The organism is Amycolatopsis sp. NPDC051128 (assembly GCF_040682715.1).
GTDB lineage: Bacteria > Actinomycetota > Actinomycetes > Mycobacteriales > Pseudonocardiaceae > Amycolatopsis.
In genome coordinates, this window is sequence record NZ_JBFBBN010000026.1 from 37835 (window position 1) to 53494 (window position 15660).

At 70.6% G+C, this 15660-nt stretch carries 16 protein-coding genes; 8 read left to right on the forward strand and 8 right to left on the reverse strand.

Annotated elements, in window-relative coordinates; genetic code table 11:
- The first annotated feature begins 172 nt into the window (after positions 1 to 172).
- From AB0M82_RS24995 to AB0M82_RS25005, 3 genes are read left to right on the forward strand one after another with little or no spacing between them, the layout of a single operon-like run.
- Positions 173 to 1990 (forward strand): NHL domain-containing thioredoxin family protein, encoded by a 1818-nt coding sequence (locus AB0M82_RS24995; protein WP_364726483.1) that lies wholly within the window; start codon positions 173 to 175, stop codon positions 1988 to 1990.
- Between the two features lies 1 nt (position 1991).
- Complete coding sequence (locus tag AB0M82_RS25000; protein WP_364726242.1) at positions 1992 to 2324, forward strand: co-chaperone GroES; 333 nt, start codon at positions 1992 to 1994, stop codon at positions 2322 to 2324.
- Positions 2325 to 2350: 26 nt separating this feature from the next.
- The gene (locus AB0M82_RS25005; protein WP_364726245.1) at positions 2351 to 4591 is read left to right on the forward strand and encodes a VanW family protein; all 2241 of its coding nucleotides are present in this window, start codon (positions 2351 to 2353) and stop codon (positions 4589 to 4591) included.
- A gap of 4 nt (positions 4592 to 4595) precedes the next feature.
- On the opposite strand, the gene AB0M82_RS25010 is transcribed toward AB0M82_RS25005, so the two are convergent.
- Entirely contained in the window at positions 4596 to 5303 is a 708-nt protein-coding gene (locus AB0M82_RS25010; protein ID WP_364726248.1) for a leucine-rich repeat domain-containing protein, read from the reverse strand.
- On the reverse strand, positions 5300 to 6142 hold the full coding sequence (locus tag AB0M82_RS25015; protein ID WP_364726251.1) for a helix-turn-helix transcriptional regulator: 843 nt from the start codon (positions 6140 to 6142) through the stop codon (positions 5300 to 5302). The genes AB0M82_RS25010 and AB0M82_RS25015 overlap by 4 nt, the downstream gene beginning before the upstream one ends.
- Before the next feature lie 109 nt (positions 6143 to 6251).
- On the opposite strand from AB0M82_RS25015, the gene AB0M82_RS25020 reads away from it, so the two are divergent.
- Positions 6252 to 7634, forward strand: a complete 1383-nt coding sequence (locus tag AB0M82_RS25020; RefSeq protein WP_364726254.1) for an MFS transporter — start codon at positions 6252 to 6254, stop codon at positions 7632 to 7634.
- A 71-nt stretch (positions 7635 to 7705) separates the two neighbouring features.
- On the opposite strand, the gene AB0M82_RS25025 is transcribed toward AB0M82_RS25020, so the two are convergent.
- The 4 genes from AB0M82_RS25025 to mug all read right to left on the reverse strand — a co-directional run bounded on the left by AB0M82_RS25025 (position 7706) and on the right by mug (position 11776).
- Positions 7706 to 7981: a GlsB/YeaQ/YmgE family stress response membrane protein gene (locus AB0M82_RS25025; RefSeq protein ID WP_364726257.1), complete on the reverse strand. Its 276-nt coding sequence runs from the start codon at positions 7979 to 7981 to the stop codon at positions 7706 to 7708.
- A gap of 134 nt (positions 7982 to 8115) precedes the next feature.
- Complete coding sequence (locus tag AB0M82_RS25030; protein WP_364726260.1) at positions 8116 to 9951, reverse strand: acyl-CoA dehydrogenase; 1836 nt, start codon at positions 9949 to 9951, stop codon at positions 8116 to 8118.
- A 159-nt stretch (positions 9952 to 10110) separates the two neighbouring features.
- On the reverse strand, positions 10111 to 10896 hold the full coding sequence (locus AB0M82_RS25035) for a response regulator transcription factor (RefSeq protein ID WP_364726263.1): 786 nt from the start codon (positions 10894 to 10896) through the stop codon (positions 10111 to 10113).
- A 319-nt stretch (positions 10897 to 11215) separates the two neighbouring features.
- The gene (gene mug, locus AB0M82_RS25040) at positions 11216 to 11776 is read right to left on the reverse strand and encodes a G/U mismatch-specific DNA glycosylase (RefSeq protein ID WP_364726266.1); all 561 of its coding nucleotides are present in this window, start codon (positions 11774 to 11776) and stop codon (positions 11216 to 11218) included.
- A 27-nt stretch (positions 11777 to 11803) separates the two neighbouring features.
- Here mug and AB0M82_RS25045 point away from each other — a divergent pair, with 27 nt between their 5' ends.
- Positions 11804 to 12448, forward strand: coding sequence for a class I SAM-dependent methyltransferase (locus tag AB0M82_RS25045; protein WP_364726269.1), 645 nt, complete (start codon positions 11804 to 11806; stop codon positions 12446 to 12448).
- Positions 12449 to 12514: 66 nt separating this feature from the next.
- Positions 12515 to 12691 carry a hypothetical protein gene (locus AB0M82_RS25050; protein WP_364726272.1) on the forward strand — a complete coding sequence of 59 codons (177 nt, stop codon included), beginning with the start codon at positions 12515 to 12517 and terminating at the stop codon, positions 12689 to 12691.
- On the opposite strand, the gene AB0M82_RS25055 is transcribed toward AB0M82_RS25050, so the two are convergent.
- Both AB0M82_RS25055 and AB0M82_RS25060 read right to left on the reverse strand, forming a co-directional pair.
- The gene (locus AB0M82_RS25055) at positions 12632 to 13276 is read right to left on the reverse strand and encodes a VanZ family protein (protein WP_364726275.1); all 645 of its coding nucleotides are present in this window, start codon (positions 13274 to 13276) and stop codon (positions 12632 to 12634) included. The genes AB0M82_RS25050 and AB0M82_RS25055 overlap by 60 nt on opposite strands.
- Positions 13277 to 13379: 103 nt before the next feature.
- The gene (locus AB0M82_RS25060) at positions 13380 to 13508 is read right to left on the reverse strand and encodes a hypothetical protein (RefSeq protein ID WP_364726278.1); all 129 of its coding nucleotides are present in this window, start codon (positions 13506 to 13508) and stop codon (positions 13380 to 13382) included.
- Positions 13509 to 13686: 178 nt separating this feature from the next.
- On the opposite strand from AB0M82_RS25060, the gene AB0M82_RS25065 reads away from it, so the two are divergent.
- Positions 13687 to 14766 carry a Gfo/Idh/MocA family oxidoreductase gene (locus AB0M82_RS25065; RefSeq protein ID WP_364726280.1) on the forward strand — a complete coding sequence of 360 codons (1080 nt, stop codon included), beginning with the start codon at positions 13687 to 13689 and terminating at the stop codon, positions 14764 to 14766.
- A 51-nt stretch (positions 14767 to 14817) separates the two neighbouring features.
- Entirely contained in the window at positions 14818 to 15597 is a 780-nt protein-coding gene (locus AB0M82_RS25070; RefSeq protein WP_364726283.1) for an alpha/beta fold hydrolase, read from the forward strand.
- The last annotated feature ends 63 nt before the right edge of the window (positions 15598 to 15660 follow it).

The following is a 15660-nucleotide window of genomic DNA, read 5'->3' on the forward strand; positions in this document are numbered from 1 at the left end:
CTGAGCCTAAGCGGCGGCTCACCCCGCCGCGCGTCCTTTTCCGTGCCTCCGCTCGCCCGACCTGGGACACCACCAAGGAGTGAGTTTGTTCTCTCATCGGCTGAACCACGGAACAGACTGTGACCGCGTGTAGTTCACTCTTGCCGTGACTTCTCCACGACCGCAGAGCCGCGTGCGTGCCCCCGAGCTGCGCGGCGACGTCTGGCTGAACACCGGCGGCCGCCCGATCACCCTCGCCGGACTGCGCGGCCGCGTCGTCCTGCTGGACTTCTGGACCAGCGGCTGCGTCAACTGCCTCCACGTGCTCGACGAGCTGCGTCCGCTGGAAGCCGAGTTCGCGGACGTGCTGGTCACGATCGGCGTCCACTCGCCGAAGTTCCTGCACGAGGGCGAGCGCGCGTCGATCGAGGCCGCGGTCCGCCGCTACGACGTGCACCATCCCGTGGTCAACGACCCGAAGATGGAGCTGTGGTCGCAGTACGCGGTCCGCGCGTGGCCGACGCTGGCGGTCGTCGACCCCGAGGGGTACGTCGTGCACGTCGCCGCGGGCGAAGGGCACGTAGAGGCGCTTCGCCGCGTCATCACGGAGCTCGTCACCAAACACGAAGCGAAGGGGACGCTTCGCCGCGGCGGCAGCCCGTACGTGCCGGCCGAGGAGCAGGACAGCGAGCTGCGGTTCCCGAGCAAGGCCGTCGCCACGGCCGAGGGACGCGTCCTGGTCGCGGACACCGGGCACCACGCGATCGTCGAGTTCGCTTCGGACGGCGAGACCGTCATCCGCCGCTTCGGCAGCGGCGTCCGCGGCTGGCAGGACGGACCGTTCGACGTCGCGACCTTCACCGAGCCGTCCGGCATCGCGCTCCTGCCGTACGACGTCGCCGAGCGCGCCGGCTACCACGCCGTCGTCGCCGACACCGCCGGGCACCGGCTGCGCGGCCTCGACCTGATCACCGGCGAGGTGACCACGGTGGCCGGCACCGGCGCGCAGTGGCGCACCGGGCCGGACTCCGGCAAGGGTGTCGACGTCGACCTCACGAGCCCCTGGGACGTCGTCTGGTGGGGCCCCGCCGGCGGGGTCGTCGTCGCGATGGCGGGCAACCACACGTTGAGCGTGTTCGACCCGGCTTCCGGCACCATCCGCCGCTTCGCCGGGACGACGGTCGAAGGCCTCCGAGACGGCGACGTCAGCGAAGCGTTCTTCGCGCAGACGTCCGGCCTGGCGGTGGACGGCGACAAGCTGTGGCTCGCCGACGCGGAGACGTCGGCGCTGCGCTGGATCGAGCCCGACGGCGAGTCGTTCACCGTGCACACCGCGATCGGCATCGACCTCTTCTCCTTCGGCCACACCGACGGCCCGGCCGACAAGGCGCTGTTGCAGCACCCGCTCGGCCTCGCCGTGCTGCCCGGCGACAAGATCGCGATCGCGGACACCTACAACGGCGCCGTACGCCGCTTCGACGTCTTCACCCGCGAGGTGACCACGATCGCCACCGGGCTTTCGGAGCCACAGGGCCTGCTGTCGCACGACGGCCAACTGCTCGTCGTCGAGTCGGCGGGCCACCGGCTCAGCCCGCTGCCGGCGGGGGAGCCGACGGTCGTCACGGGCGACGCGCACGCTGTCCGCAGGCCGCCGACCGTGCTCGCCCCCGGCGAGATCGACTTCTCCGTCGTCTTCACCGCGCCACCCGGCGAGAAGCTCGACGACCGCTTCGGCCCTTCGACGCGGCTCGAGATCAGCGCGTCGCCGCCTTCGCTCCTGGCCGACGGGTCCGGCACCGGCACGGACTTGAACCGCAAGATCCGGTTCGCCGAGGGCGTCACCGAAGGCGTGCTGCAGGTCGTCGCGCAGGCCGCGAGCTGTGACGACGGTGGTGAGCACCCCGCGTGCCGCATCACCCGGCAGGACTGGGGCGTCCCGGTGCGGCTCGAGGCGGGTGGGATGGGGGAGCTGAGCCTGGTCATGGCAGGAGAGCCCCGGACCGACGGGTAACATGCACGCCGTGTCTGACGGGCCGAAACTCGAGATCCAGATGCTGCACGATCGTGTGCTCGTGCGGCTGTCCCCCGAAGAGGGTGAGCGCCGCAGCAGCGGCGGCATCGTGATCCCCGCCACCGCGCAGGTCGCGCGCCGGCTCGCCTGGGGTGATGTACTGGGCGTCGGGAACAGTGTGCGGAACGTCAAGACCGGCGACCGCGTGCTCTTCAACCCGGAGGATCAGCTCGAGGTCGAGATCCAGGGCGAAGGGCACCTGGTGATGCGCGAACGCGACATTCACGCCATGGCGACCGAGCGGACCGAACACGGAACGGGGCTCTACCTGTAGGTCGGGTCCCGCGGAGGGCGGGGGCGGTGGCAAACGACGAGCTGACCGAACGCGCCGACGCGCGCGACCCGGCGCCGGATTCAGCGCTGTCGCCGTCGCCGGGTGAATCGGCTCCGGAGGAATCGACCACTGCCGGGGAGTTCGCTGCTTCGGTGGAGTCCGTCGCCGGGGAGCTTGCTGTTCCGGTGGAGTCCGATGCCGAGGCGCTCACTGCTCTGGTGGAGTCCGATGCCGGGGAGTTCGCCGCTCCGGTGGAGTCCGATGCCGGGGAGTTCGCCGCTCCGGTGGAATCCGTCGCCGAGGAGCCCACCGCTCAGGTGGAGCTCGCTGCCGGGGAACTCGCCACTGCCGGAGCGCCGGCCGCTGTCGAAAAGCCGACCGTCGTTGGCGGACCGACCGCCGCCGAAGCGCCAACCGTTGTCGAAGCGCCCGCCGTTCTCGGGGCAGCGGAAGCTCCCGCCGAGCCGGCCGCGACCGGTGATCTCTTCGCCGATGATCTGCTCGGTGAGCTGCTCGAAACGCCCGCGCCGCCGCCGGCGCCGGAAACCACGGGCACCCGCATGCGCCGGGGTCTCGCCCGCACGATGATGGCCATCGGCCTCGCGCTCGGCATGTTCGTGATCCTCTACACGATCGACCTGCTCGCCAGTGCCGGTGACGTGCCGCGCGGGGTGACCGTCGCGGGTATCGACGTCGGCGGGCTGACCCACGCCGAGGCGGAAGCCAAGCTGCGCAAGGAACTCGAGCCGCGGCTGACCCGCCCTGTGGTCGTCCACGGTGGGGATGTGCAGACCGAACTGGTGCCGTCGCGCTCCGGTCTCGGCCTCGACTGGCCGAACACCCTCGGCCTCGCCGGGCACCAGCCGCTCAGTCCCATCACGCGGATCATGTCCTTCTTCACCAGCCGCGAGGTCGGCGTCGCCACGCGCACCGACCCCGACCAGATCAGCCAGGCGGTGCGCGAACTGGCCGAGGGCAGGCTCAACCACCCGGCCACCGAAGGCGCGGTCGGGTTCATGCCGATCCCGGGCAGCGACGGCGGCGTCACCCCGTACCCGGTCATCCCGCGGCAGGGCCAGCAGCTGACTGACCTGGCCGGCGCCGTGAAGACCGTCACCGACCGCTGGCTGGACCCGCGCGGGGTCAAGCTGCCCATGGCGATCACACCGGTCCGGGCCACCGCGGCCGGGGTGCAGGCGGCCTACCAGCAGATCGTCGTGCCCGCGGTGGCGAAGCCGGTCGTGGTGCACGGCCAGGGCAAGGACGTCCCGCTGAAGCCGGTGGCGATCGCGTCGTCGTTCCAGTTCGCGCCGGTCGAGGGCGGCGCCCTCGAGGTCCGCGTCGACCAGGGCAAGCTGCGGGCCGCGCTCAAGGACGGCCTCGCGAGCACCGAGACCGACGGCAAGGACGCGCAGATCGTCTTCACCGGCGACCAGCCGACGGTCGAGCCGTCCGAAGACGCGCGGAAGATCGACTGGGAGAAGACCTTCCTGCCGCTGATCGACGTGCTCAAGAAGACCGACGGGCGAGTCCTCCCGGTCGTCTACAACGCGTCGACGCCCGGCGTGACCACCGAAGCCGCGGGTGCCCTCGGCATCACCGAGGTCATCGGCGAGTTCACCACCGGCGGCCTGGCGGGTCCGGCCGAGACGAACAACCGGACGCTCGCCGCGCGTGTGTCCGGCGCGATCGTCAAGCCCGGCGAGACGTTCAGCCTCGGCGGCCGCTCCGGCCCGCGCACCGCGGACAGCGGCTACGTGCCCGCCCCCGTCGACGAGGACGGCACCGGCGCCACCGTGGTCGGCGGCGGCGTCTCGCAGCTGGCGTCCACTTTGTACAACGCGGGTTACCTCGCGGGCCTGACCGACGGCGGTCACCTGGAGCACGACCACTACCTCGACCGCTACCCGGCCGGCCGCGACGCCAAGGCCGTCAACGCCGATGGCAGCCCGGCCGAGCTCAAGCTGACCAACGACGCGCCGACCGGGTTCGCGATCCAGGCCACGGTTTCCGGCGGTTCCGTGACGGTCCGGATCTGGGGCACCCGGCACTACCGCGTCGAGGGCCAGACCGGCGCGCAGACGCCCGGGGACCCGCCGCCGGTCCAGTTCGGCTCCGGCGGAGCCGACCCGTGCCTGCCGGCGATCGGCACGCCCGGCTTCAGCGTCACCGACACGCGCGTGCTCTACGACGTCGCGAGCGGCGCCGAGATCCGCCGCAATTCGCACACGGCGACCTACGGTCCGCGTCCGACGGTTCTCTGTTGAGTTGTCAGCGAAGGACCATGCAACCAGCCTCCTCGAAGTCACGCAGCCACGCCGGCTCGCGGAAGTGCTTGTTCCACCGCAGATCCAGCTTGTCCAGTTTGGACAGCCGGGCGAGCGACGCGGGCAGCGTCGTGAGCGCGTTCTCCCGCAGGTCGAGCTGACGCAGCTCGCCCAGCTCGCCGATCGAATCCGGTAGTGCCGCGAGCCGGTTGCCCCGCAGGTGCAGCTCCCGCAACGCGCCGAGAGCACCGATCGACTCCGGCAGTTCGGCCAACGAGTTGCGGTACAACCGGAGTTCGCGCAGCGAAGAGAACCCGGACAGGTCCGAGGGCAGCGCGGTGAGCCGGTTGTCCGTGCACCCCAGGTACCGCAGCTTCCCCAAGCGGCACCAGGCGTCCGGGAACTCCGTCAGCCGGTTGTCGCTGACATACAGGTATTCGGTGAGCCCGGCCAGCTCACCCAGCTCCGCCGGCAGCGAGTCGAACTGGTTGTGCGCCAGGTCCAGCGTGTGCACCGACGTCAGCGCGGAGATCCCCGGCGGCAGCGAAGACAGCCGGTTCGCCGCGAGGTTGAGCACCTCCAGCCCGGTGCGTTCCCACAGCGACGCGGGCACCGACGAAATCTCGTTCGAGTAGAGATCGAGCCGGGTGACGTCGTGCGGAACCTCGGGCACCGAAGTCAGCCCTTGACCGCTCAGGTCGAGCAGGGTCACGATCCCTCCCGCCGCGTCGAAGGCAGCCGCGCCCAGGTGGCCGCGTCGTCCGGAGTGGACACCTGGACCCGCAGACCCGGTACCTCCGACACCGCCAGTTCGGTCAGCCGGAAGCTCATCCGGCCGGCCTGCGGGTGGTGCAGCCGACGCAGCCGAGGGCGCGGTTCGGCCACCTCGTGCCGGGCCCACAGGCCGGCGAACTCCGGGCTCAGCGCCGAGAGCCGCCGGATGTCCTCTTCCCAGGACGGGTCACCGACGTGCCTGCCGTACTCGGCGCGCATCCGCGCGACCATGTGGGGAACCTCCTCGTCGTAGTTCAGGAGGAACTGCCGCGCGTTCGGCTCGGTCACGCAGCACCACAGCAGGTTCTTGTGCAGGCACGGCAGGCTGTGCCACTCCCAGAACAGCTCGTCCTGGGCCGCGTTCGACTCCAGCACGTCGAACCGGCCGTTGACCACCGTGGCGGGCAGCGGATCCAGCGCGCGCAGCACCTCGCGCACCGCGTCCGGCACCACTTCGACCGACGAAGGCAGCCGCGACGGCGTCAGCTCCGCCAGCCGGTAGAGGTGCTCCCGCTCCGGGTGGTCCATCCGCAGCGTGCGAGCCACCGCGTCGAGCACCTGCGCGCTCGCGTTGATCGGCCGCCCCTGTTCGAGCCACGTGTACCAGGTGACGCCGACGCCGGCGAGCAGCGCCACTTCCTCGCGCCGCAGCCCGCTCGTGCGACGGCGCGGGCCGGGCGCGAGCCCGACCTCTTCGGGGCTGATCCGCGCCCGGCACGCCTTGAGGAACCTGCCGAGTTCCTCCCGGCGGCTCGTGTGGACCTGCGTGTCGGTCATGCGGACATCATGGCGGAGGGGTACGACAGTTTCCGCCGAACCAGGTGCTGGGAGTACCAGCATCCCCAGGCTCTCGGTGTCCGGGCGGAAAGAGCCGCAGGGTCAGGGCATGACACTGACCACCTCTGTCCCGGCCACCGCGGACCGGGCCGCCCGGCCGGACCGGCGGCCGTGGTTCATGCTGGCCGTTCTGTTGCTCGGCCAGTTCATGGCGCTGCTCGACGTCACCGTCGTGAACGTCGCCATGACCGACATCCGCACCGATCTGCACACGTCCGGCGCCGCGTTGCAGCTCGTCGTTTCCGGCTACACCGTCGGCTACGCGATGTTGCTGATCACCGGCGCCCGCTTGGGCGAGCTGTACGGGCGGCGACGGCTGTTCGTGACCGGTGTCGTCTCGTTCACCGTCTGCTCGCTGCTGTGCGGGCTCGCGCCGGGCGCGGGCGTGCTGATCGTCGCGCGGATCGCGCAGGGCGCCGGCGCGGCCTTGATGATGCCGCAGGTCATCAGCGTGATCCAGGCGCAGTTCACCGGCCCCGCGCGGGCGAAGGCGCTCAGCGCGTACACCGCGGTCATCTCCGTCGCGTTCGTGTCCGGCCAGGTGCTCGGCGGCGTGCTCGTCGGCGCGGACCTGTTCGGGGCGGGTTGGCGGCCGATCTTCCTGGTGAACGTGCCGATCGGCGTGCTCGTGGCCGTGCTCGCGATCAAACTGCTGCCCAGCGGCGCCGCGAAGGCGGGCCGCCGGCTCGATCTCGCTGGGCTCGCGATCGCCGTGCCGTCGGTGGTGCTCGTCGTGCTGCCGCTGGTGCTCGGGCACGAAACCGGCTGGCCCGCCTGGTCGTACGGTTCGATCGTCGCGGGCGTCCTGCTGGCCGTGCTGTTCGTGGTCGTGGAACGCCGTGTGCGCGACCCGCTCGTCGACCTGGCCGTGCTCAGGATCCGTGGTGTCGCGTCCGGTCTGGCCACGCTCGCGGCAGGCGTCGCGTCCTACGGCGGGTTCCTCTTCTGTGTGGCACTGCACCTGCAGTCGGGCCTCGGCAAGACGGCGATGGCCGCCGGCTTGGCGATGGCGCCCGGTGGCGTCGTCTTCGGCCTGTGCGGGTTCTTCTGGAACCGGCTGCCGCGACGGGCGCACGCCTGGTTGACCCCGTGCGGTTACGCGGGATCCGCCATCGCGTACGCGCTGCTGGCGCTGGGCCGGGACGGCGGGACGCTGTTCTTCGTGGCACTGCTGCTGTTCGGGCTGTCGATGGGACCCGCGTTCGGCTCCCTGATGGTGAACGCGCTGACGCACGTCCCGCTCGAGCGCGCGGCGGACGTCAGCGGCCTGCTGACCACCACGCTGCAGCTGGGCCAGGTCGTCGGTGTGGCCACGTTCGGCAGCCTGTTCCTGACGCTGGCCGCGACGTCGTCCGCGACCGCCCTCACCACGACGATGACCTGCGCCGCCGCGCTGTTGCTCGTCGGCGCGGGCCTGGCCGTCAGGCGGTAGTGCGGCTTGACACGGAAAAGCCCGGTCCCGTTCGCCGCGCGCGAACCGGACCGGGCCAGGGATCCGGGATGCTACCTCGTTACACCACGCCGACCGTAGGCGCCGGCGGCGATGGTGACACCGATGGCGGCGAGGACGACCTGGGTGAGGACTTCCAGCCAGTCGATGCCGTTGGTGTCCGCGTACCCGAGACCGCGCGCGATGGCCGTGCCGATGAACGCGGCGATGATACCGATCACGATGGTCAGCCAAATCGGAATGCTCTGCTTGCCGGGAACGACCAAACGGCCCAGAACACCGATGATCAGCCCGACGATGATGGCGCTGACGATGCCGGCGACAGTCATCACTTTCTCCTCTCAAGGATCCGCGAACCCGGCCACTCGGGTCCGTCGGACTCGGTGAGCGGAATGCCCGCACCGCACGGCCCTGAAACACGAAAAGGGCCCTCCCCGCGCGGAGAGAGCCCTTTTCGTGACCATCAGAACGCGGCTTCGTCGAGCTCCATGAGCGCGTTGTCGGCGGCCTCCACGATCGCGCGGCGGGCCGTCAGCTCCGGCAGCACCTGCTTCGAGAAGAACGAGGCCACGGCGATCTTGCCCTCGTAGAACGGGACGTCCTTGGCGGACGCGCCGGCGTCGAGCTTGCCGATGGCGACCTCGGCGTGCTTGAGCAGCTGCCAGCCGATGAGCAGGTCGCCGACCGACATCAGCAGCCGGACCGTGTGCTGGCCGACCTTGTTGATGCTCTGCGCGTCCTCCTGCGACGCGGTGAGGTAGCCGATCAGCGAGCCGAGCATGCCCTGGGTGTCCTCGAGGGCCTGCTTGAGCAGCGCGCGCTCGTTCTTGAGCCGGCCGTTGCCCGCCTCGGACTCGATGAACTTCGTGATCTCACCGGCCACGAACGCGAGCGACTGGCCCTTGTCGCGGACGATCTTGCGGAAGAAGAAGTCCAGCGACTGGATCGCGGTCGTGCCCTCGTACAGCGAGTCGATCTTGGCGTCACGGAGGTACTGCTCGATGGGGTAGTCCTGCAGGAAGCCGGAACCGCCCAGCGTCTGCAGCGACTGCACGAGCTGCTCGGTGGCGCGCTCGGAGCCGACGCCCTTGACGATCGGCAGGAGCAGGTCGTTGACGCCCTGCGCGAGCTTCTGGTCGCCCTCGCCGGTCCACAGCTGGTCCTGGAACGACGCCGTGTACAGGTACACCGCGCGGAGGCCCTCGGAGTAGGCCTTTTGGAGCATCAGCGAGCGGCGGACGTCCGGGTGGTGCGTGATGGTGACGCGCGGCGCGGCCTTGTTCAGCATGTTCGGCAGGTCGGCACCCTGGACGCGCTCCTTGGCGTACTCGAGCGCGTTGAGGTAACCCGTCGACAGCGTCGCGATGGCCTTGGTGCCGACCATCATCCGGGCGTACTCGATGACCTGGAACATCTGCGCGATGCCGTCGTGCACCTCGCCGAGCAGCCAGCCCTTGGCCGGGGTGCCGTGCTGGCCGAAGGTCAGCTCGCACGTCGTCGAGGCCTTGATGCCCATCTTGTGCTCGACGTTGGTGACGTAGGCGCCGTTGCGCTCGCCCAGCTCACCGGTCTTCGAGTCGAAGTGGAACTTCGGCACCAGGAACAGCGACAGGCCCTTGGTGCCCGGCTTGGTCTCGATGCCGGGTCCCTCGGGGCGAGCGAGCACCAGGTGCATGATGTTTTCGCTCATGTCGTGCTCGGCGGAGGTGATGAACCGCTTCACGCCGTCGATGTGCCAGGAGCCGTCCTCCTGCTGGGTGGCCTTGGTGCGGCCCGCGCCGACGTCGGAGCCGGCGTCCGGCTCGGTCAGCACCATCGTGGCGCCCCAGGCGCGGTCGATCATGAACTGGGCCCAGTGCTTCTGCTCTTCGGTGCCGTTCTTGTTCACGATCATCGCGAAGTTCGGGCCCGCCATGTACATGAACAGCGGGGCGTTGGCGCCGAGGATGAGCTCGGAGGCCGCCCACTGCACGGTCGGGGGCAGGCCGAAGCCGCCGAGGTCGTTGGTGAGACCGAGGCGCCACCATTCGCCGTCGAGGAGCTGCTTGTAGCTCTTCTTGAACGACTCGGGGATCTTGACGCTGAACGTCTTCGGGTCGTATACGGGCGGGTTGCGGTCGGCGTCGGCGAAGGACTCGGCGAGCGGGCCGGTCGCGAGCTTGTTCAGCTCGGACAGCACCCCACGCGCGGTCTCTTCGTCGGACTCGGCGAGCACACCCTTGCCCAGGCGCTCCTGCACGCCGAGTACCTCGAAGAGGTTGAACTCCAGGTCTCGGACGTTGCTCTTGTAGTGGCCCATGTCGTCACTCCAATGTGTTCGGCTCCCCGGCCGGGCACATACTCGCCTTACTCGCCGGTAACTTCAGGATATTACCTGCGGGTAACCAAGGCAAGGAGAACGGCACTCCCGATTACCGGGAATTCCCTCGAATTTCGGCGTCCACCTGCGTGACCGGGGTCAGTGGTTGCCCGGCGCCGCCGTTGTGTCGGCCGTCACCGGGACGTGCCCGTCCTCGGCCCTGGCGACGAGGATCCCGCTGCGAAAGGCGATCGTCACGGCGTGTGTCCGGTCACGCGCGGACAGCTTGCGCAGGATGCTCTTGACGTGGGTCCGGACCGTCTCCACGGACAGGAACAGCAGCTTCGCGATCGCCGAGTTCTCGAGACCCTCGGCGACGAGCTGCAGCACCTGGTATTCGCGTCTGGACAGCGGCATTCCGCCGCGCGACGCCGGTGGGGCGTCGTGGGCGGCGTCCCCCTTCGGCGCGGTCGCCCGCTTCGGCCGGGCGGTGAGCGCGGCCAGCGCCGGGTCGATGTACCGGCGTTCGGTATGCGCCCGCCGGATCGCTTCGGCGAGCCGTCGTGAGTCGATTGACCGGGGCACGATCGCGTGCGCGCCGGCGGCGATCGCGGCCGCGAGGTAGTGCTGTGTGCGATTCGCGTCACGGATCAGGATGACCAGGATCAGCGCCGGGTCGCCGGCGTTGAGCAGCTTGGTCAGGTGGCAGCTCGGGTCGAGGGCCGAGTCGAGCACGACGACGTCCGGCTTGACCTGCTCGCACAGCTGCAACGCGGCGTGGTGGCTGGCCGCCTGCCCCGCCCAGTGCAGCCCCGGGCTGCGGTGGACGAGCGCGGCGAGCCCATCGCGATAGATCGGGACCGGGTCGACGACCGCCACGCCGAGACTGCGCCCGCCGGGTCCGATCGGCCCGGCGGGCTTGCGGCTGGGCTCGATGCCGTGCATCGTCGGCCTCCGTCTCTGCGCCGTCGCTCCTGGGACACCGGACGCGTTCCCCTGGTTTCTCGCGTTCGGCACCGCCCGGTCCCCCTGCCGGGACCGGCCAAAAGTGACTCCTCCTGGTTGGTACGAGTCGCGATTGCGCAGCTCATGACGCCAATTCCCCCTCACGGTCCAATCCGCAGGTCACAGCAAACTCTGGGTAGAGATCTTTCGGGAGAAGGTGGCTCGACCGAGGATGAACTGAGCGAATGGGGCTGCTGGCGCTACCGAGAGTGGCCTGCTCCGACGGGGGTGCCGAGCCGCCCCGGCCGTCGGATGCGGGTCAGTCCTGGTCACCGGCCACGACCGCGGCACGCAGCGCGGCGAACTCCACCGCCAGCCCGGCCGGCGTCCAGTGCGCGTTGAGGCCGCTGGGGTTCGGCAGCACCCACACCCGGGTTTCGCCGATGCGGTGCTCCTGCCGGCCCACACGCGCCTTCGAGAAGCCGAACGCGGTCCGGTACGCCGTGATCCCGACGACCGCGAGCCACCGCGGCCGGTACCTTCGCACCTTCCCGGCCAGCAGCTTCCCGCCTTCGCGCAGCTCGTCGTCGGTGAGCTCGTCGGCGCGCGCGGTCGTCCTGGCGACGACGTTCGTGATGCCGAGGCGCAGATCGAGGAGCTGGTGCTGCTCGCTCGGCGCGTAGCGCCGCGGGGTGAAGCCACCGGCGTGGAGCGCGGGCCAGAACCGGTTGCCGGGCCGCGCGAAGTGCTGTCCGAGCGCGCCTGAGTAGAGGCCGGGGTTGATGCCGCAGAACAGGACGTCGAGGCCGGGCGCGAGAACATCCGGGATCGTCGTGTTGTGCGCGGCGGCCAGCTGGTCCTTCGTGGGTCGGGTGCTCACCCGTCCAGTTTCCGGCACGCTCGAAGCATGGAGGTCACCGCGGATGGCTGTTCCGTCGACGGCTACCTGGTGCTGCCGCCGAGCGGCGAGCCGGAGATCGTGGACGCCGCGGTCCCGCCGGGAGCCTCGATCCTCGAGCTGGGAAGCGGTGCCGGCCGGATCACGCACCCCCTGGTGAAGCTGGGGCACGAGGTGGTCGCCGTGGACGACTCGCCCGCGATGCTCGCGCACGTGCGCGCCGAGACGGTCTGCGCGCGGATCGGCGACCTGGACCTCGGCCGGACGTTCGACGCGGTGCTGCTCGCCAGCCACCTGCTCAACACCGAGCGGGACGCCGACCGCCGGGCGATGCTCGCCGCCGCGCGCCGCCACCTCGCCCCGGACGGGCGGCTGATCGTCGAGTGGCACCCGCCGGAGTGGTTCGACACCGTCGCGTCCGGTCAGGGCGGCCGGCTCGGCGAGGTGGTGGTCGAGCTGGCCGACGTGGCCCGCATCGGTGATCTGCTCTCCGCGACCGTGCGTTATTCGGCTCGTGGGCGGACCTGGGACCAGGAGTTCACCTGCCGTCGGATCGCCCTCGAAGCCGTCCTGACCGCGGCCGGCCTGACCTTCGAGCGGTGGCTCATCGCTGACCGGAACTGGTTCGCCGCGCGTCACCATCGCCCGGGGTAGCGAATTCACCACGAACCTGCGTACCCTGTGTGATCTCCCGCACAGCGCCGTACCGAGGAGGATTTCGTGCAGCTTTCGCTCACCCTCGGGCTGGTCGCGCTGGTTCTGGCCGTCGCGGCCCTCGTCGTCGTCCTCGAGGACCGGCGAGCCGCCAAGCGGGCCGCGCTGCGGCGCAAGGCGCGGTTAGCGCGCCTGGGCGAGGTGGACCCGCTCGCGCCGGGCCGGCTGCACGTCGAGCGTTGAACGCTTCCCGCGCAGCAGGGTGAGCAGCAGCGCCCCGAACACCCAGCCGACGCCGGCGCCGAAAGCGTTGTTCATGAGGTCGTTGACGTCGAAGATCCGGTAGACGTGCGGCGCGGTGCCGAAGTTCGCGGTGACCTGCGTGATCTCGATGAGCAGTGACGCGGCGAAGCCGATCAGCGCGGTGCCGGTCAGGCCACGGCGCCACAGGATCCGCGCGAACACCCCCAGTGGCACGAACAGCAGCACGTTCAGGCAGGCCTGCTGGAACGCCTGCGTCATGAACCACCGCGACAGCGGCTCGGCGTGCTTGAGCAGCTCGCTGTGGATGTCGGTGATCCACTGGAACGGGTGCGGCTGCACGGTCTGGCTCAGCCGGCGGGCGCCGGGCCCGGGCAACGGCAGGAAGACGACCGCGAGGGTCATGCAGCCGTAGAACAGCACCGCCGCCGTGGTGGCGATGCCGCGCGGCCGCAGGCCGCCGTGCCGGGCCAGCTGGGTGATCAGCTGCGGCACGAGCACGAAACCCCACAGCGCGAGGAAGCCGATGAACCCGTACTGCAGGGCGGTGACCTGGGCGTTCGTCATGCCACCGACGTTATGGATCTTGCCACCGCCACGCTTCGGTCGAAGAGCCCGAGGGCCCGGACGCCCATCGGCCACCTGGCCGACCCGCGGCCGGGCCGATCGGTCAGGGCAGGGTCTCGTCCTCGGCGGCGTCCTCTTCGGTGGCGCGTTCGGCCCGCCACGCGCTGAACACCGTGCCGCCGATCATCAGCACGACGACGGCCAGCACCACGAGTACGACCTCGATGCCCATTTGTCCCCCAGGTGACGGATCGCTCGCGAAATCGGTATCGCACCCCCTGTCGTTACCGCGGTGAGCGAAGTCATCGTGGGAAAAGGCAGTCGTAACCGGATGCGGCTTGCGCCGACCCGGGAATGCCCACGACGCTCGGCACGTCGAGGTCTTGTGCAGGCAACGAAAGGGAACGCTCATGGCACCGGTCCGGGTCGGCATCGTCGGGCTCAGCGCGAACGGCGGCTGGGCCGCCACCGCGCACGTGCCCGCGCTGGCCGCGGTGGAGGGCTACGAACTCCGCGCGCTGAGCGGGAGCACCGCCGAGTCGGCGCGGGTGGCGGGCGAGAAGTACGGCGTGCCGCTGACCTTCGGCGACGCCGGGGAGCTGGCCCGGCACCCGGAGGTCGACCTGGTCGTGGTCGCCGTGAAGGTGCCCGAGCACCGGGCGCTGATCGAGCCCGCGCTGGCCGCCGGCAAGCAGGTGCTGAGCGAGTGGCCGCTCGGCGTGAGCCTGGCCGAGACCGAAGCGCTCGCCGAAGCCGCGAAGGGCAAGCAGACCGCGGTGGGGTTGCAGGGCCGGTCCGCGCCGGCGTTGCGCTACCTGCGTGACCTCATCAAGGACGGCTACGTCGGCCGCGTGCTTTCGACGTCGCTGATCGCTTCGGGCGCGAACTGGGGGCCATCGGTGCGCGCCGGCCGGGACTACCAGCTGCACCCCGAAGGGGGCGCGACCATGCTCACGATCCCGTTCGCGCACACCGTCGACGCGCTGGCCATGGTGCTCGGCGGCTTCGCCGAGCTGTCGGCGACGATGGCGACCGTCCGGCCGCGCGTGCGCGACGAGGTCACCGGCGAGTCCGTCGCGATGACCGCGCCGGACCAGATCGCCGTCACCGGGGTGCTGACCGGCGGTGCCGTCGCGTCGCTGCACCTGCGCGGCGGGACGTCGCCCGCGACGGACTTCCACTGGGAGATCAACGGCACCGAGGGCACGCTGGTCGTCGGCGCCGCCGATCCGCTGTTCTGGATCGCGAGGCTGACGCTGCGCGGAAGCCGGACCGGTTCGCTGGAGAAGCTCACCGTGCCCGCCCGGTACGAGCTGCCGCAGCTGGCCGGGCGCGGCGCCGAGCCGTCGTACAACGTCGCGCACGCCTACGCACGGCACCTCAAGGGCGACCTGCCGGACTTCGCGCACGCGTTGCGTGTGCACCGGGTGCTCGACGCCGTCCAGCGGTCGGCCGACAGCGGGTCCCGGGTTCGTCCGGACGCAGAGTAACTGTTACTGAAGGTTGTAGCTTTTCCGTCAGGTCCGCCTTACCCTCGGCTGATGGACGACGTGGTCTACGAGCGCGAGGGCCGGGGCGCACCGCTGGTGCTGATCCACGGCATCGGCCACCGCCGCCAGGCGTGGGCGCCGGTGTTTCCGCTGCTCACACCGCATCGCGATGTCATCGCGGTCGACCTGCCCGGCTTCGGGGAGTCGCCCGAACCGGCCGGCGGGTACGGCATCGAGCCCGCGCTGGTGATGTTCAAGAACCTCTTCGCCGACCTCGGGCTCGACCGGCCGCACGTCGCGGGCAACTCGCTCGGCGGCCTGCTGTCGCTGGCGCTCGGCCAGGCCGGGCTCGTCCGCAGCGTCACGGCGTTGTCGCCGGCCGGGCTGTGGAACCGGCCCCGGAAGGTCTACGCGATCGCCACGCTCAAGGCCCACCGCGCCCTCGCCGGGCGCACGCCACCACACGTCGTGCGCCGGCTCGCCGCGACGGCCGCCGGGCGCAGGGCACTGACCGGGATGATCGTCGGCCGGCCCGAACTGCTGACCCCGGACGTCGTCGTCGAGGACGCCCACGCGCTGGCCACCGCCCCGGGCTTCGAGCCCACCGCCGCGCAGTCCCGAGGGGACTTCCGCTTCGCCGGCCCGGTCACCGGCGTCCCGGTGACCATCGCCTGGGCCGAGCGCGACCGGATCCTCGCCCGGCCGCGCGTCGCCGACCTGCGGAAGGTCGCGCCGAACGGGACGTTCCGGCTGCTGCCCGGCTGTGGCCACGTGCCGATGTCCGACGATCCGGAGCTCGTCGCGCAGGTGCTGCTCGACGGAAGCCGTTAGGTGACGTTCGCTTTACGTCCGTCTTTTGACCCTGGTCGTCGCCTCCGCCGCGAGGCAGAATCC

Bases quoted from the DNA above. Each gene is read 5' to 3' on its own strand.
- AB0M82_RS25000 (WP_364726242.1), top strand. From the start codon at position 1,992: ATGCACGCCGTGTCTGACGGGCCGAAACTCGAGATCCAGATGCTGCAC.
- AB0M82_RS25015 (WP_364726251.1), bottom strand. From the start codon at position 6,142: ATGACCGACACGCAGGTCCACACGAGCCGCCGGGAGGAACTCGGCAGG.
- AB0M82_RS25020 (WP_364726254.1), top strand. From the start codon at position 6,252: ATGACACTGACCACCTCTGTCCCGGCCACCGCGGACCGGGCCGCCCGG.
- AB0M82_RS25025 (WP_364726257.1), bottom strand. From the start codon at position 7,981: ATGACTGTCGCCGGCATCGTCAGCGCCATCATCGTCGGGCTGATCATC.
- AB0M82_RS25030 (WP_364726260.1), bottom strand. From the start codon at position 9,951: ATGGGCCACTACAAGAGCAACGTCCGAGACCTGGAGTTCAACCTCTTC.
- AB0M82_RS25035 (WP_364726263.1), bottom strand. From the start codon at position 10,896: ATGCACGGCATCGAGCCCAGCCGCAAGCCCGCCGGGCCGATCGGACCC.
- AB0M82_RS25045 (WP_364726269.1), top strand. From the start codon at position 11,804: ATGGAGGTCACCGCGGATGGCTGTTCCGTCGACGGCTACCTGGTGCTG.
- AB0M82_RS25055 (WP_364726275.1), bottom strand. From the start codon at position 13,276: ATGACGAACGCCCAGGTCACCGCCCTGCAGTACGGGTTCATCGGCTTC.
- AB0M82_RS25060 (WP_364726278.1), bottom strand. From the start codon at position 13,508: ATGGGCATCGAGGTCGTACTCGTGGTGCTGGCCGTCGTCGTGCTGATG.
- AB0M82_RS25065 (WP_364726280.1), top strand. From the start codon at position 13,687: ATGGCACCGGTCCGGGTCGGCATCGTCGGGCTCAGCGCGAACGGCGGC.
- AB0M82_RS25070 (WP_364726283.1), top strand. From the start codon at position 14,818: ATGGACGACGTGGTCTACGAGCGCGAGGGCCGGGGCGCACCGCTGGTG.